Raw genomic sequence first — 14,585 nt, 5'->3', positions numbered from 1 at the left:
TCGGTGGACTACGTCGCGCAGATCGAGAGCCAGACTTCGTCGTTGCGTTCCTCCGCCCTGAAGGCGGGCCCGGACGCCCCGGTCCCGTCGTGTCCCGAGTGGACGGTGCTGGACCTCGTGCGGCACATCGCCGAGGTGCACACCTGGGCGGCGGAGGCCGTCGTCACCGACCCCGCCGGCAGCAGGCCGGCGTGGCCGCAGGCCCCGCAGGACTTCGACGACGTGTTCTCGTGGTGGGACAACGGTTTCTCGCTGCTCGTCGACCGCCTGCGCGAGACGCCGGCCGACCGTCCCGCGTGGACGTTCCAGGGCCCGAAGCTCGCCGGCTTCTGGGCTCGACGGCAGGCGCACGAGACGTCCGTCCACCGCCTGGACGCCGACCTCGCGACCGGCCGGGAGCTGCCGCCGCTGGCGTTCGACCCGGAGTTCGCCGCGGACGGCGTCGACGAGTACCTCACCGTCCTGGTGGGCCGCCGCATCGAGCTGGGCTTCCCCGTCACGGCCACCGGCAGGCTCCTGGTGCACGCCGCCGACGCGGGCCGCACCTGGGAGCTCAGGCTGACCGAGGGCGAGCCGCTGGTCGTCGCCGCCCCGCGGGACTCGGCCTTCGAGGAGGACGCCACCCTCGCGGGCACCGCCGACGCCATCTACCGCTTCGTCTACGGCCGTCCGAGCCACGCGATCGTGACCGGAGACGAGTCGCTGTTGGCGGGTCTGCCGAGGCCGTGAATACTTCTGCGGCGTGTCATCGCCTGAGCGTCGCTATGTGATCACCTTCGGCTGCCCGGACCGCACCGGCATCATCGCGAGGATCTCGTCGTTCCTCGCGGAGCACGGCGGCTGGATCGTCGAGGCTGCGTACCACACCGACCCGGAGACGGGCTGGTTCTTCACCCGCCAGGAGGTCCGCGCGGACTCCCTGCCGTTCGGCGTGGACGACCTGCGCGCCCGCTTCGCCGACGTGGCGGCGTCGCTGGGCGCGCAGTCGACGTGGACGGTGACCGACACGGGCGCCCGCAAGCGCGTGGTCATCCTCGTCTCGAAGGAGGGCCACTGCCTCTACGACCTGCTGGCCCGCGTCGCGACCGGCGAGCTCGACGTCGAGGTGTCCGCCGTCATCGGCAACCACCCGGAGCTCGCCGACATCACCCGCGCGCACGGCATCCCGTTCCACCACGTGCCGTTCCCGTTCAACGACCCCGAGGGCAAGCAGGCGGCGTTCGCACAACTGCGGCTCCTGGTGGAAAAGCACGACCCGCACGCCGTGGTGCTGGCCCGCTTCATGCAGATCCTGCCGCCGGAGCTCTGCGCCGCCTGGTCCGGCCGCACGATCAACATCCACCACAGCTTCCTGCCGTCGTTCATCGGCGCCCGCCCGTACCACCAGGCGCACCGCCGCGGCGTGAAGCTCGTGGGCGCCACCTGCCACTACGTCACCGCCGACCTGGACGCCGGGCCGATCATCGAGCAGGACGTGCTGCGCGTGCACCACGGCGACTCGGTGGCCGACATGGTGCGCAAGGGGCGTGACATCGAGAAGGTGGTGCTGGCGCGCGGGTTGCGGTGGCACCTGGAGGACCGGGTGCTGGTGCACGGCAACCAGACGGTGATCTTCTAGCGGCCGGGGTCGAGTTCGCCCGCCTCCGACCGGGGCCCGTACCTGCGCTCCATCTCCACCACGTCCCCGAGCTTGAACCGGACGTCGGACTTGCGCAGCTCGACCCCGGTCTCGTCGGCGAACCGCACCCGGAAGTCGACGGTGCGGCCCGTGCCCGTCCAGTAGTCGCGCTTCACGACCTCCAGCGCGCGGTCGGCCGTGCCCCCGTCGCGCACGGTCGCGGTGACGGTGAGGCGTTGCTGGTGGTCGACGTCCGCACGGTGCTGGACGACCACCTCGGAGACGCCGTCCTCGGCGTTGAGGTCCGCTTCAATCCGGTCGGCGAGCTTCTCGACCGTGGAGTCCGAGGTTCCGCACGCGGCGAGGAGCAGGGCGAGCGGGACGAGCAGCAGGCGCCTCACGACTTCGGCCTCTCCGGGCGCGGGCCGAAGACGAGCTCCAGGTCCGGCGGCAGGTCGACGTCGCCCTCGCGGACCGGCTTGCCCGAGTCGCGCCTGTCGCCGTAGGGCGGGTCGTCGGTCGAGTAGACGACGTAGCGGGCGGAGCAGGACTTCCAGGTGCCGCGCCAGCAGTCGCGGCGGGCGATCTGCACGAACTCGTCGACGACCTGGTCGGAGATCCGGTCCGCCTCCAGCATCACCTGGAGGACCAGTCTGTCGTCGGCGTCGAGGCCGTGGGTGTACTCGAACTGCGCAGCGGCGGTCTCCGGGCGCTGCTTCCAGTCGGAGACGACCTGCTTGCCGACGGCGTTGAGCTCCGGGTCGAAGCCCTCGAGCGCGCCGCAGCCGGACAGCGCGGCGAGCAGCGGAAGGAGGAGGAGCACGGACTTACCCACCCGGCAGATCCTAGGGCGGGCCCGGTCGGCCCCGTCGCGGCGAGGCCGACCGTGCCGTCGCCGGAGCTTCGCTGCTGCCCGCTGCACCGCCTCGACCAGCCACGCGGCGTCGGCGGCAGGCAGGACGGCCGGCGTCACGTCGTCGAGGTCGGCATCCCACCACACACCGAGACGGCCCGGGCCGGACCTCGTCTCGTCCCCGACGAGCAGCGCGCAGGTGGCTCGCGGCCGCTCGTCGGGGGTGAGCGGCCGCGGGCCACCTCCACGTCCGGATTCGGGGGCACGGCGGTCCGCCCGGGGCATAGGCTTTTTGCCGTGCGGATCGAAATCACCGACCTCGACCAGCTGCGGGCAGCCCCTGACCTGCGCAACGCCGTCATCATCGGGCTGGACCTCACCCGTGAGGACGTGCGCGTGCCGCTCGACGGCGCGCTCCTGCTCGGCTGCACCCTCAGCGAGACCATGCAGCGCCGGGCGGAAGCCGCCGGGGCGTTGATCTTCCCGGTGATCCCGGACCTGCCCTACGACGTCTACCGCTCGTCGCTCTACACCCCGGCGGAGCTGTTCGCGGGCTTCGACCCGGCGAACCCGAAGTCGTACGCCGACACCCCGGACGCGGTGATCTACCGGCACAGCAAGCAGCAGGGCCACCACCCGGACCCGCTGCACGCGCTGGCCGAACGCCTGCACGACCACTCGATCACCGAGGCCCTCGACGAGACGCTGACGGGCTCCCCGGTCGCGGTCATGGGCGGCCACGCGCTGGCCCGCGGCTCGGACGGCTACCGCAGCGCCGTGGAGCTCGGCGCCGCTCTGGGCGGCGCGGGCTTCACCGTGCTGACCGGCGGCGGACCGGGCGCGATGGAGGCCGTCCCGCTGGGCGTCCGGCTGGGCGAGGTGGACACCGACGTCCTCGACGCCCTCGCGCAGGCGCCGTCGTTCGGCGGCGACGACGAGTCGATCGGCCGCTGGCTCGCGGCGTTCCCGGAGATCCGCAGCTTCGACCGCCCGCGCACGATCGGCATCCCGACCTGGTTCTACGGCCACGAGCCGCCCAACCCGGCCTGCGAGCTGCACGCGAAGTACTTCGCGAACTCCGTGCGCGAGGAGGGCCTGCTCACGGTCGCGACCGGCGGCATCGTCTACACGCCGGGCAAGGCGGGCACGGTCCAGGAGGTCTTCCAGGACTTCACCCAGAACTACTACGGCAGCGTCGGTCCCGCCGCACCCATGATCTTCTTGGGCGAGCACTTCTGGACCGACGAGGTCCCGGCCGCGCCGCTCGTGACGAAGCTCGCGGCGGGCCGGGAGGCCGAGCAGTGGATCCTCGTGACGGACGACGTCGACGAGGCGGTCGAGCTACTGCTCAAGTACGCGGGCTAGGTCCGGGAGGACCTCGGCTCCGGCGAGCTTCACCAGCACGTCGCCGGGGATCAGGATCTTGCTCCCGCGGATGCCGCTGCCCACGACCAGCTCGGGGGCGGCGGCGACCTCGGGCGAGACGAGGACCGGCCAGTCCGCGGGCACGCCGATGGGCGTGATGCCGCCGTACTCCATGCCGGTCAACGCCACGGCCTCGTCCATCGGCGCGAACGACGCCTTGCGCGCGTCGAGCCGCTTGCGGATGACACCGTTCACGTCCGCGCGCATGGTCGCGAGCACCATGCAGGCCGCGTAACGGACCACGTCACCGCGCTTGCCGGCGACGACGACGCAGTTCGCCGAGGCCGCCAGGGGCGAGCCGTGGTGGGCGCAGAACTCGGCGGTGTCGGCGAGCGCGGGGTCGATCTCCGCCACGGCGACGCGATCAGCACCGTCCAGCTCCTTCAGCGCGGCCGCGACCGGTTCGGCAACCAGGTCGAGGCGCGAGAGGACCGGGACGGGATCCAACGAACCAGCGATAGTCCACACGGTGCCCATTGTCGCTGCTCCGCGGACCCCGGCGAACCAGCTCGGACTCGCGTTTGACCTTGACGCTGCGTCAACCTCTACCGTCGGTCCGGAGCGCGAAGGGGGAAACCGATGGCCTGGTCGATCGCCCAGGTGGCCCGGATGTCGAAGGTGACGTCCAGGACGCTGCGGCACTACGACTCGATCGGCCTGCTGCCGCCGGCCTGGGTCGGCGACAACGGTTACCGCTACTACGAGAAGGAGCAGGTGCACCGCCTGCAGCAGATCCTGCTGCTGCGCGACCTGGGCCTGGGCCTCGACGTGGTGGCGGAGATGCTGAACGGCACGGACCAGCTGACCGTCCTGCGCAACCACCACCGGTGGCTGCGGGACGAGAGGGAGCGGCTGGACCGGCTCGCCGACACCGTCGCGCGGACCATCGCGGAACTGGAAGGAGGGGACGAGGTGAAGCTGGAAGAGCTGTTCGACGGCTTCGACGCGAAGAAGCAGGAGCGTCACGAGGCCGAGCTCGTCGAGCGCTACGGGGAAGGTGCCCGGCAGCACATCGACGACAGCAAGAAGAAGATGAAGGGCTGGACGCGCGCCGACGCGGACCGGTTCATGGCCGAGTGGCGGGACATCGCGCGTGGGCTCGGTGAGCTCTACACGGCGGGCGAGGCGGTCGACGCCCCGCGGACGCAGGAGCTGGTCGACCGCCACTACCGCTGGATCTGCCTGAGCTGGACGCCCACCCGGGAGTCCTACAAGGGCCTCGGCGACCTCTACGTCGACTCGGACGAGTTCCGGGTCAACTTCGAGGTCGAGGGCGGCGGCAACATGGCCGAGTGGACGCGTGACGCGATGGCGCACTACGCCGACACGCGCCTCTAGCGAGACCAGCCGGGAGCTGCAGATCCCGGCTACTCGGCCAGGCCGAACGCCTTGAGGGCCTCCCGGTTGAACGCCGGCAGGTCGTCGGGGTTGCGGGACGTCACGAGCGTCCACCCGTTCATGTCGCAGACGCGGACCTCCTCGTCCGCCCAGTCACCGCCCGCGTTGCGGATGTCGGTCTGAAGGCTCGGGAACGAGGTGAGCATCTTGCCGCGCACCACGTCCGCCTCGACCAGCAGCCACGGCCCGTGGCAGATCGACGCGATCGGCTTGCCCGCGGCGACCAGCGCCTTCACCAGTGCGACGGCGTCGGCGTCCATGCGCAGGAAGTCGGCGTTCGCGACACCGCCGGGGATCACCGCACCGTCGTAGTCCTCCGCCGAGGCGTCGGCGTAGGTCGTGTCGACGGGGAACGAGTCCGCGGGCGTGAGGTGGTTGAACCCGCGGACCTCACCGAGCTTCGGCGCGAGCAGCCGCGGCACTCCGCCGGCCTTCTCGACGTGCGTCCACGGATCGGTGAGCTCGACCTGCTCGATGCCTTCCGTGTCGACCAGGAACGCGATCTTCTTCTGTTCAGCCATGCACTTCGGCTACCCGCCGAGGAACGCGGCCAACCTGTGCCGGATCTCGGTCCGGTGCGAGATCATCGGTGAGGGCGAGTCGATCAGCCACAGCTCCCCCTCGGGGAACGCCGCCGCTGTCGCCTCGGCCACGTCCTCGGGGTGCAGGGGGTCGCCGACGGCACCGATGACCAGCACCGGAGCCCTCACCGCCGCCAGCGCGGAAGCGTCGGGCACGGCCACCTGGCCCGGTAGCTGCCCGGCCGCGGCGGCCAGCCTCGTCAACGCCTGCCGCCGCTCGGCGACGTAGGCGGGCGGGCCGACCGCGAGGTCCGCGAGCTGCCGCAGCGTGAACGGTGGCCGCGGCTGGTCGAGCACCGCGGGCAGGAGCAGGGCCACCCGCCGGAAGCGGCCGGGCTCAGCGGACAGCAGCCGCACCAGGGCTCCGGCACCCAGCGAGACACCGACGGCCTGGTCCGCCCCGACGGTGCCCAGGTCGGCCGCGATCCGGCCGTAGTCCCAGTACCCGGGGGGTGCGTCGGGGGCGTCGCCGTGCGACGGCAGCGTCACCACGACGCGGGTTCCCGGCAACCCGGAGGCGGGGATCCTCGCCTCACCGGGGGTGGCGCCGAGCCCGTGGGCGACCAGGGTCACCGGCGAGCCGGAGCCGTAGGAGTGCGTGATCACCAGCGGGGGCCGCGCTGGACCTCGATCAGCTTCGGCCGCACGTCCACCATGTACACGAGCACCGCGACGAGACCGGCCAGCCAGAAGATCGAACCCACACCACCCGGCCCGAACAGCAGCAGCGCCGCCGTCCCGCCGCCGGTGATGCCGAGCCACGCGGGCTTGGTCATGCGCTCGGCCGCCGTGTAGGCGTCCACGCGCTGGGTCAGCGCGTGGAAGAACGCGAACAGACCCAGGACGCTGAACCCGAGGTCGAACACGAAGTACACGACGGTGTCGAGGTACCAGATGCTGAAGATCGGGATTTGGAACACGCACCCAGACTACGTGCACGTACGACGGGAGGGGAGCAGCCCTCTCGGACTGCTCCCCTCCCGGGAGACCTCAGCGCGTCACTTGGTGGTGTCCGGCGTGGTCTTCTTCGCGGCCGGGGTCGTGGCGGTGGTGGTGGCGCGAGTCGCCGCCGGCTTGCGCGGCGCGGTGCGGGCAGCGGCCTTGCGGGTGGTGCTGCGGACCTCGTGCGCGGCCTCGCCACCGACCTCGACGATCTCCTCGGCCAGCTTCTCGGCGGCGTCCTCGACCTCGTGGGCGACCTTCTCGCCGACCGAGCGGGTGCGGCGGGTCACCTTGCCGAGGACGTCGTCCGCGAGCACCTTGGCGTCGGCGGCGGCGGTCCCGGCGCGCTTCTGCGCGGCCCCGACGGCCTGCTCGACCTGCTCCACGGCCTGCTTGAGCTGCGGCTGGGCCTTGATCTGCTCCAGCGTCTGCTCGCCCTGGTCGGCGAGGTAGGTGTACAGGTTCACCGCGGAGGCGGTGTAGGCGTCGACCAGCTTCTTGAGCTCGGCCGGCTGCAGCTTCTCGCGCAGGTCCTTGAGCTCGGCCGGGAGGTCGACGCCCTGGGTGCGGGCCTCCTCGGCGCGATCCTTGGCCTTGCCGAGGGCCTCGACGACCGCCTTGGCGGCGAGGTCACCGGCACCGAGCGCGGCGAGCAGCGCCTGGCGTGCGGCGTGGGCGGCCTGCTCGGCGCCCTTGCGAACGTCGTCCTGGGTGAGCTTCGGCATGGGGATCAGTCCTCCTGTTGTTTGGCGGAGTTCTCCCGCCTGAAAGATTCGTAGACGTCGAGCAGCACCTGCTTCTGCCGCTCGGTCAGATCGGTCGCGGCGACGATGGCGTCCGCCAGCGCACCGCCTTCGCGTTGCTGGAGGATCCCGGCCTCGACGTAGAGCGCCTCGGCCGAGATGCGCAGCCCCTTGGCGATCTGCTGCAGGATCTCCGCGCTGGGCTTGCGCAGTCCTCGCTCGATCTGGCTCAGGTAGGGGTTGGAGACACCCGCCTGCTTCGCCAGCTCCCGCAAGGAGATCTTGGCGGTGTTGCGCTGCTCGCGGATGTACTCACCGATGTTGCGGCCGAGGTCCGCGACTGCTTTGTCGATGGACTTGTCCACTGTTCCCGCTCCCGTTCCTCGTGCCACCGACCACGTTAGCGAGGAGTGCTAGCAGTTGCAAGCACCCTGCTAGCAACCGCTGCGTGGGCTCCGCCACAGGGCTACCGTGGAGGCGACATGGACGACGCCGGGGCTTTGCGCGCCGAGCTGGCGGACCAGCTGCTCGGCGACGGCGTGCTGCACGAACCCAGGTGGCTCAAGGCTTTCCGGGAGGTGCCGCGGCACGAGTTCCTGCCGCGCTTCTACCGGCGGCGGCGCGACGGCGACTGGGAGGTGATCACCTCCGAGCACCCGGACTGGCTCGGGCTCGTCTACTCCGACCACGTCTGGGTTACCCAGTTCGACGGCGACGACACGGTGACCGGTGGCACACCGACGTGCTCGTCGAGCATGCCCACGATCATGGCGATCATGCTGGAGGCACTGGACGTCCGCCCAGGGCACCGGGTCCTCGAGGTGGGCACCGGCACCGGCTACAACGCCGCTCTGCTGTGCTACGCCGTGGGTTCGGAGAACGTGACGACGGTCGACGTGGACCCGAACCTCTCGCGGCGAGCGCGGGAACGCCTGCACCGCAACGGTTTCCACCCGGTGTGCGAGACGGCTGACGGCGCGCTCGGGCACCCGGGGCGGGCACCGTTCGACCGCTTGCTGGCCACCTGCTCCGTCGCGACCGTGCCGCCCGCCTGGCTGGAGCAGACGAGACCCGGCGGCCTGGTGGTCACGACGCTGCACCGCCCGATCGGCGCCGGGCTCGTGCGCATCACGTCGAACGGCGACGGCACCGGCGAGGGCCGCGTGCTCGGCGAGGACGGGCGGTTCATGCCGTTGCGCGCGCACGCCCGGCCCCCGGCGCTCGCCGGGACCGGCGCGTTCGACCGGCGCACCACCACCCTGCGGTTCCGGACCGTCGCGGACCCGGCCAGCCCCTTCGAGTTCTTCGCCGGAACGGCCCTGCCGGGTGTGGCGGCCGGACGGGACGTGCTCGCCCATCCGGACGGTTCCTGGGTGCGCCACCACGGCTCGCACGTCGACCAGGGCGGTCCCCGCCGGCTGTGGGACCTCGCCGAGAACGCCGTCGCCGAGTGGCACGACCTGGGCGAACCCCGCCGCCACGACTTCGGGGTCGCCATCGCGGCCGACGGCACGTTCCTCACCCTGGGCGGCCTGAGGTGGCGGCTGTGATCAACAACGAAACGTCACGACACGGGTCACCGAACCGACTTCACACGGATGCGGTGCGTCATGATGCGACGCATGTCCAGATTCCGTCAGCAGGCGTTGCTGACCGGCTGCGTGCTGACCGCGCTGCTCACCGCGGCCGGGCTGTTCGTGACCGACGACGGCATCAACCCGGACCTGTGGCTGGTCGTCCTCGCGGTGGCGTTCCTGGGCTTCCTGGCGCTGCTCGACCCGTGGGTCCGGCGCAGGCACAACGCCGAGCTGAGCACCGACGAGCACCTCGACGCGGCCCGCCGGGCGCTCGCCACCGGCCTGCAGGCGCAGTGGAACGAGGAGGTGCACTCGCGCGGCCTCACCGATCCGGACGTGCTCGACCTGCACTGGGTCGCACCGGAGCTGGACGTGAGCGACGAGCCGGCCGCGCCGCCAGGACGCAGCGACGCCGTGGTGCGCGCGTTCTCCCGGCAGGTCAACCGCCGCATGGTGTTCATCGGCGAGGCGGGCACCGGCAAGACGACGGTCGCGATGCTGCTGACGTGCGGCTTGCTCGACCGCTACGACGGCGGCATGCTGCCCGTGCTGCTGCCCCTGTCGACGTGGAACCCGGCGGTCGAGGACATCCGCACGTGGCTCACGCGCAGGCTCTACGAGGACCACCCCGCGTTGCGCAACACCGAGCTGTACGGCAGCTACGCGGGTGACCTGCTGGTCGAGCAGCACCTGGTCCTGCCCGTGCTGGACGGCCTCGACGACCTCCCCGCGCACCAACGCGCGGACGCGCTCGCACGGATCTCGAAAGCCTTCGGCGCGAACCGCCCGCTGGTGCTGACGTGCCGCAGCGCCGAGTACGCCCAGGCCGTGCACCAGGCCGGTCCGCTGCCCGGCGCGGACGTCGTCGAACTGGCCCCGCTCGACCTGGAGGAGGTCGCCGCCTACCTGCGGGCGAGCGCCGACAGCTGGGCGGCGGCCCGCTGGGAGCCGGTGTTCATCCAGCTGCGCGGGGAACCGGACGGCAGGCTCGCGGACGCCCTGTGCACGCCGCTCACGATGTGGCTGGCCAGCATCGTCTACTCCGACAGCGAGGCCGAGCCGACCGAACTGCTCGACCGCGCCCGGTTCCCCGACGCGCGGGCGATCTCCGACCACCTCTGCGACGAGCTGGTGTCGCGGGCGTACGGGAACAGGGCGTTCGCGCACCACGCCAGGGCCACGCAGGTCTGGCCGCGCGACCGTGCGCGCAAGTACCTCGAGTTCCTCGCCCACGAGATGCGCGAGCGGGGCATCCGCGAGCTCGCCTGGTGGGAGCTGCGCCGCTCGGTGGGCAGCACGTGGCTCGCGGTGCTCGGCGCGCTGGTGCTGGGCGCGATCGGCGGGTTCGGCGTCGCCTGGCTGATGGCGTACTCGATCACGCCGTCGCTCGCCCCGATCACCGGCCTGGTCGCGGGCATCGGCGTCGGCGCGGCCGCCCTGACGGCGTCGCAGGAGCGCAAGGCCAAGCCGCGCCTGGGGATCTGGCGCAGCCTGCTGCTCGTGCCCGGCGTGCTCGGGCTCGCCGCGGGGCTCGTGTTCGGTGCGCTGTACGGGCTTTCCGCCGGTCTCGTCGTCGGCCTGGGTCTCGCCGTGGCCATCGCGCTGCGGTTCGCCCTGTCGAGCGCCACCGAGCTGTCCCAGGCTTCCAGTCCTCAGTGGACGATGTCGCGCGACAGGGTCGCGGTGTGGACGGGATCTCTCGTGCTGGCCGTGGTGTTCGGTTCCGCGGCGGCGCTGGTGTTCGGTCCCGCCCAGACCGGCATGGTCGGGCTGGGGCTCGCGTCCGGGCTGATGCTCGGGTTCGCGCTCGCCGTGCTGCACCTGCGCTGGTGGTGGTTCACCGTCGCGCGGATCTGGCTGGCGCTGCGCGGGAAGCTGCCGTGGGAGCTCATGGTCTTCTTCGAGGACTCGCGCAAGCTCGGCGTGCTCTGCCGGGCGGGGGCCTGCTACCAGTTCCGGCACGGACTGGTGCAGGACCGCCTGGCGGAGCACGAGGCGACGGCGCGGACTACTCGGTCCGCAGGCCAAGTGCTCCGGTCGCCCTTCGCAGCGAAGGCAGAGTCAGAGCGGTGACCAGCACGACCATGCCCACCGAGATGCCGGTGACGATCCCGATACCCGTCCAGTCGTAGGCCACCTCCCCGTCGAACACCCGTGTCACCAGGACGCCCAGCAGGATGCCGGTGCCCACCGACACCACCGTGGAAATCACCAGCGGGATGGCGTTCTGCCACACGAGCGACCGGGCGAGGGTGCCGCGCGGCACGCCGCTCGCCGCCATGACGGCGAGCGGACGGCGGCGTTCCCGCACCTGCTCCAGGCCCACGACCAGCAGCGACGCCCCTGCGAGCAACAACGTCAGCAGCGCGGCCGCGTACAGCGCCCTGCGCACCGCGAAGAACACCTGCTCGATCTCGGCCGAGTCGTCCTGGCCGACGTAGTAGCTGTACACCCGCCAGGAGTGGAACGCGATGGCGTTGCGCGCGTGCTCCGCGGCGTCCGGCAGCGCCGTGTCCAGCTCGGCCTGCACCTCGGTGGTCGCCTCGGCGAGGCTCATGCCCCTGGCCGCGGCCGGGGTGAGGTAGAGGCCGGGGCGGCTCCCCGCCGACGGCTCCAGCCTGGGCACCGTCCAAGGGCTGTCGCTCTTCTCGATCCCGAGCACGTCGCCTGCCTCGGCGTTGTCACGGCTCTCCTCGGACGGCACGATGAAAGCCTTGCCGTCCGAGCAGTCCGGGACTTCCGCCACCGACTCGAGCGCGGCACACGAACCGACTGCGATGGCGACGTAACCGTTGTCGGGCAACGTCCCATAAGCGCGCGTCAGTTCCTGCACGCTCACCACTCCCGGCGCCTTGGCCAGCACGCCGGTCAGCTCCGGGACGTCGACGGCCTCGTGCGCCAAAACGGCGAGGTAGCGGTAGTTCGCCTCCGCCGCCTCGTCGGCCCTCACCTCGTGCTCGACGCCCGCGAGGGTCATCTGCAGCGTCACGGTGCCGGCGAGCACCACCGCCACCCCGCCGACGACCCGCGCCGCCGTGCCCGCGTCGAGCTGCAGACGGCGCACCGCCAGCTGCAACGCGGGCGTGGCGCCGCGCATCCGGTGGACGACCCGTTCGACCAGCCACGGCAACAACACCGGGATGGCGAACATCAGCAGCACCACGCCGGCCACGATCGGCCACTGGGCGGGCTCCGACGTCTCGTCGACCTTGCCGAACTGGCTCGCCAGCAGCGCCGCACCCGCCAGTGCCGGGAAGACCCGCCACCACAGCCTGCGCCGCACGGGCTTCTGCTCGCGCACCACGCCGAGCGGTTCGATGATCGTCCGGCGCATGGCGAACACCGAGGTCAGCACGGCCAGCACCGGCACCGCGACACCGACGGTGAGCGTCAACGGCAGCGTCGGCGTGAGATCGGCCGGGAACACCGCGAGCTCGGGGATCGGGATGTCGTCGGCGAACGGCCGGAGGGCGAACATCAGCCCGAACCCGATCACCAGTCCCACCAGCGCGCCGGCCAGCGCCTCACCGGACGCGATCAGCCGAACCCGGACCGCACCCGCGCCGACCAGCCGCAACGCCGCCAGCCTGCGATCGCGCTGAGCCGCGGCGAGCCTGGTCGCGACGCCGACGAAGACCAGCACCGGGAACAGCAGCACGACCGCGCCGACGATGCTGAGCATCGACAGGATCGGCGGCAGGCCGCCGGCGGGGCCCGTCCTGCCGAACGCGTGGACCCGGTTGCCGGAGCTCGGCTCGATCTTCCCGTCGCCCGCGAGGAACCGCAGGTCCTGAGGCCCGTCCAGGCCTTCCTCCGCGAACGTTCCGATGATCTTCTGCGGGAACCGGGGCCGCAGCAGCTCGCCTTCCGGACTCGCCAGCAACGCCGCGAGCCGGGGCGACACGAAGATCTCGCCGTCGGCCGGCAACCGCTGCACACCGGGCGGCTTGGGTGCGTCCGGCGTGAGTGCGCGCACGTAGTCGCCGCTGATGTGGTGGGAGCGGAACGGCATCGAACCGTGCTCCAGCAGCAGCGGCGCGGGCCCGGCGCCCTCGCTGACGACATCGCGTCCGTTCCCGCGCAGTTCGCGGTTGCCGAACGCCGTCGGGATGGACGCGGCGAGCAGCAGCACCGCCACGCACATCCCGATGCCCACACCCTGGAGTGCGAGCCGCACCCAGGACTTCCGGCCACCCCCGACAGCCAGCCGGACGCCCAGGGCGAGGTCGCTGAGGACGCGGTTCACCTGACGAACTCCACGTCCCGCGACCGGCCGTCGCGCACCACGACCTCGCGGTCCGAGTACGCGGCTACGCGCGGCTCGTGCGTGACGAGCACGACCGCGGCACCGGTCTCCCGTGCGGCCGTCGTGAGCAGGTGCATCACCCGCTCGCCGTTGAGCGAGTCGAGCGCGCCGGTCGGTTCGTCGGCGAAGACCACCTTCGGGCCGGTGACCAGCGCACGGGCGATCGCCACGCGCTGCCCCTGACCGCCGGAGGTCTCGCCGGGCCGCTGGTCCGCGACCCCGTCGACCTCCAGCTTCGCCATCCACTCCCTCGCGGCCCGTTCGGCGTCCCTGCGCTTCACGCCGCTCAGGCGCAGCGGCAGCGCGACGTTCTCGAGGCAGGTCAGCTCCGGCACGAGCTGGCCGAACTGGAAGACGAACCCGAACTCGGTGCGCCGCAACTCGCTGCGGACGCTGTCGGACATCGCGGTCAGCTCGCGGTCGCGGTAGGTCACCGTGCCGGAGTCCGGCGGCAGGATGCCCGCGACGCAGTGCAGCAGCGTGGACTTGCCGGAGCCGGACGGGCCCATCACCGCGACGATCTCGCCCGCGCGGATGGTGAGGCCGGCGCCTTCGAGAGCGCGCGTCCTGCCGAACGACTTGTGCAGGTCCTGCGCGACCAACAGGCTCATTTCGCGATCTCCTCGGCGAGTTCGTCGAGGCGCGCCGCGGTCAGTTCGAGCCACCGCAGGTCGGCTTCGAGGTGGAAGAGCGCGAAGTCGCAGATGAGCTGGTCGGCGAGGTCGCCGTTCGACTTGCGCCGGGTGAGGTCGCGCATCGTCGCGAGGTGCGCGGACCGTTGCGCGTCGAGCACCTCCGTGGCGCTGCGCCCGGACAGCAGGGCCAGCACGACCTTGGCGTACAGGGTGTTCTGGAGGTACGGCTCCGGCTTCTCGGGGGTGCCGAGCCAGCGCTCCACGTCGGTGACGCCGGCGTCCGTGATCGCGTACCGCTTGCGCTCCGGACCGTCGCCCGCCTCCACGCCCGCCTCGGTCACGAAGCCGTTCTTCAGCAGCCTCGACAGGGTCGAGTACACCTGCCCGTAGTGCAGCGGCCGGTCCTGGCCGAAGCGCTCGTCGTAAGCGCGCTTGAGGTCGTAACCATGCCGTGGACCGCGTTCCAGCAGCCCCAGCAGTGCGTGTCCGATCGACATGGGAGGCACT

General features: G+C 71.7%; 17 protein-coding genes. 6 read left to right on the top strand and 11 right to left on the bottom strand.

Annotated features, from left to right (window positions below; genetic code table 11):
- The first annotated feature begins 3 nt into the window (after positions 1-3).
- Both L6E10_RS24635 and purU read left to right on the top strand, forming a co-directional pair.
- Positions 4-729: a maleylpyruvate isomerase N-terminal domain-containing protein gene (locus tag L6E10_RS24635; RefSeq protein WP_236221902.1), complete on the top strand. Its 726-nt coding sequence runs from the start codon at positions 4-6 to the stop codon at positions 727-729.
- A gap of 37 nt (positions 730-766) precedes the next feature.
- Positions 767-1,618, top strand: coding sequence for a formyltetrahydrofolate deformylase (purU, locus tag L6E10_RS24630; protein ID WP_308102870.1), 852 nt, complete (start codon positions 767-769; stop codon positions 1,616-1,618).
- Here purU and L6E10_RS24625 read toward each other — a convergent pair.
- A complete protein-coding gene (locus tag L6E10_RS24625; RefSeq protein WP_236221900.1) occupies positions 1,615-2,019 on the bottom strand; it encodes a hypothetical protein in 405 nt (134 codons plus the stop codon). The two genes, purU and L6E10_RS24625, sit on opposite strands and share 4 nt — an antisense overlap.
- Complete coding sequence (locus tag L6E10_RS24620; protein ID WP_236221899.1) at positions 2,016-2,453, bottom strand: hypothetical protein; 438 nt, start codon at positions 2,451-2,453, stop codon at positions 2,016-2,018. Before L6E10_RS24620 ends, L6E10_RS24625 begins: the two co-directional genes overlap by 4 nt.
- Positions 2,454-2,768: 315 nt before the next feature.
- On the opposite strand from L6E10_RS24620, the gene L6E10_RS24615 reads away from it, so the two are divergent.
- On the top strand, positions 2,769-3,836 hold the full coding sequence (locus L6E10_RS24615; RefSeq protein WP_236221898.1) for an LOG family protein: 1,068 nt from the start codon (positions 2,769-2,771) through the stop codon (positions 3,834-3,836).
- Here L6E10_RS24615 and L6E10_RS24610 read toward each other — a convergent pair.
- Positions 3,813-4,373, bottom strand: coding sequence for a YbaK/EbsC family protein (locus L6E10_RS24610; RefSeq protein ID WP_236221897.1), 561 nt, complete (start codon positions 4,371-4,373; stop codon positions 3,813-3,815). The genes L6E10_RS24615 and L6E10_RS24610 overlap by 24 nt on opposite strands.
- A gap of 102 nt (positions 4,374-4,475) precedes the next feature.
- Between L6E10_RS24610 and L6E10_RS24605 the strand changes: the two genes are divergently transcribed.
- A complete protein-coding gene (locus L6E10_RS24605; protein WP_236221896.1) occupies positions 4,476-5,234 on the top strand; it encodes a MerR family transcriptional regulator in 759 nt (252 codons plus the stop codon).
- Between the two features lie 29 nt (positions 5,235-5,263).
- On the opposite strand, the gene L6E10_RS24600 is transcribed toward L6E10_RS24605, so the two are convergent.
- The 5 genes from L6E10_RS24600 to L6E10_RS24580 all read right to left on the bottom strand — a co-directional run bounded on the left by L6E10_RS24600 (position 5,264) and on the right by L6E10_RS24580 (position 7,925).
- Positions 5,264-5,815, bottom strand: coding sequence for a type 1 glutamine amidotransferase domain-containing protein (locus L6E10_RS24600; protein WP_236221895.1), 552 nt, complete (start codon positions 5,813-5,815; stop codon positions 5,264-5,266).
- 9 nt (positions 5,816-5,824) lie between these two features.
- On the bottom strand, positions 5,825-6,481 hold the full coding sequence (locus L6E10_RS24595) for an alpha/beta fold hydrolase (protein WP_236221894.1): 657 nt from the start codon (positions 6,479-6,481) through the stop codon (positions 5,825-5,827).
- Positions 6,478-6,771: a DUF2516 family protein gene (locus L6E10_RS24590; RefSeq protein ID WP_236221916.1), complete on the bottom strand. Its 294-nt coding sequence runs from the start codon at positions 6,769-6,771 to the stop codon at positions 6,478-6,480. The genes L6E10_RS24595 and L6E10_RS24590 overlap by 4 nt, the downstream gene beginning before the upstream one ends.
- Before the next feature lie 102 nt (positions 6,772-6,873).
- Positions 6,874-7,542: a hypothetical protein gene (locus tag L6E10_RS24585; RefSeq protein WP_236221893.1), complete on the bottom strand. Its 669-nt coding sequence runs from the start codon at positions 7,540-7,542 to the stop codon at positions 6,874-6,876.
- Positions 7,543-7,547: 5 nt separating this feature from the next.
- Entirely contained in the window at positions 7,548-7,925 is a 378-nt protein-coding gene (locus L6E10_RS24580; RefSeq protein ID WP_236221892.1) for a helix-turn-helix domain-containing protein, read from the bottom strand.
- 117 nt (positions 7,926-8,042) lie between these two features.
- On the opposite strand from L6E10_RS24580, the gene L6E10_RS24575 reads away from it, so the two are divergent.
- Together L6E10_RS24575 and L6E10_RS24570 are read left to right on the top strand one after the other, a co-directional pair.
- Entirely contained in the window at positions 8,043-9,110 is a 1,068-nt protein-coding gene (locus L6E10_RS24575; RefSeq protein ID WP_236221891.1) for a methyltransferase domain-containing protein, read from the top strand.
- Between the two features lie 72 nt (positions 9,111-9,182).
- Positions 9,183-11,210, top strand: coding sequence for an NACHT domain-containing NTPase (locus L6E10_RS24570; RefSeq protein ID WP_236221890.1), 2,028 nt, complete (start codon positions 9,183-9,185; stop codon positions 11,208-11,210).
- Here L6E10_RS24570 and L6E10_RS24565 read toward each other — a convergent pair.
- The 3 genes from L6E10_RS24565 to L6E10_RS24555 are packed head-to-tail and all read right to left on the bottom strand — an operon-like array spanning position 11,146 to position 14,575.
- Positions 11,146-13,383 carry an ABC transporter permease gene (locus L6E10_RS24565; protein WP_236221889.1) on the bottom strand — a complete coding sequence of 746 codons (2,238 nt, stop codon included), beginning with the start codon at positions 13,381-13,383 and terminating at the stop codon, positions 11,146-11,148. The two genes, L6E10_RS24570 and L6E10_RS24565, sit on opposite strands and share 65 nt — an antisense overlap.
- Positions 13,380-14,054: an ABC transporter ATP-binding protein gene (locus L6E10_RS24560; RefSeq protein ID WP_236221888.1), complete on the bottom strand. Its 675-nt coding sequence runs from the start codon at positions 14,052-14,054 to the stop codon at positions 13,380-13,382. Before L6E10_RS24560 ends, L6E10_RS24565 begins: the two co-directional genes overlap by 4 nt.
- Positions 14,051-14,575, bottom strand: coding sequence for a PadR family transcriptional regulator (locus L6E10_RS24555; protein ID WP_236221887.1), 525 nt, complete (start codon positions 14,573-14,575; stop codon positions 14,051-14,053). The genes L6E10_RS24560 and L6E10_RS24555 overlap by 4 nt, the downstream gene beginning before the upstream one ends.
- Positions 14,576-14,585: the final 10 nt, after the last annotated feature.

Origin of the sequence: Lentzea sp. CC55, from assembly GCF_021056325.1 — a bacterium.
Classification (GTDB): domain Bacteria; phylum Actinomycetota; class Actinomycetes; order Mycobacteriales; family Pseudonocardiaceae; genus Lentzea; species Lentzea jiangxiensis.
This window is presented reverse-complemented; position numbering and strand designations above follow the sequence as displayed.

Bases quoted from the DNA above. Each gene is read 5' to 3' on its own strand.
- L6E10_RS24555 (WP_236221887.1), bottom strand. From the start codon at position 14,575: ATGTCGATCGGACACGCACTGCTGGGGCTGCTGGAACGCGGTCCACGG.
- L6E10_RS24610 (WP_236221897.1), bottom strand. From the start codon at position 4,373: ATGGGCACCGTGTGGACTATCGCTGGTTCGTTGGATCCCGTCCCGGTC.
- L6E10_RS24585 (WP_236221893.1), bottom strand. From the start codon at position 7,542: ATGCCGAAGCTCACCCAGGACGACGTTCGCAAGGGCGCCGAGCAGGCC.
- L6E10_RS24570 (WP_236221890.1), top strand. From the start codon at position 9,183: ATGTCCAGATTCCGTCAGCAGGCGTTGCTGACCGGCTGCGTGCTGACC.
- L6E10_RS24600 (WP_236221895.1), bottom strand. From the start codon at position 5,815: ATGGCTGAACAGAAGAAGATCGCGTTCCTGGTCGACACGGAAGGCATC.
- L6E10_RS24605 (WP_236221896.1), top strand. From the start codon at position 4,476: ATGGCCTGGTCGATCGCCCAGGTGGCCCGGATGTCGAAGGTGACGTCC.
- L6E10_RS24560 (WP_236221888.1), bottom strand. From the start codon at position 14,054: ATGAGCCTGTTGGTCGCGCAGGACCTGCACAAGTCGTTCGGCAGGACG.
- L6E10_RS24575 (WP_236221891.1), top strand. From the start codon at position 8,043: ATGGACGACGCCGGGGCTTTGCGCGCCGAGCTGGCGGACCAGCTGCTC.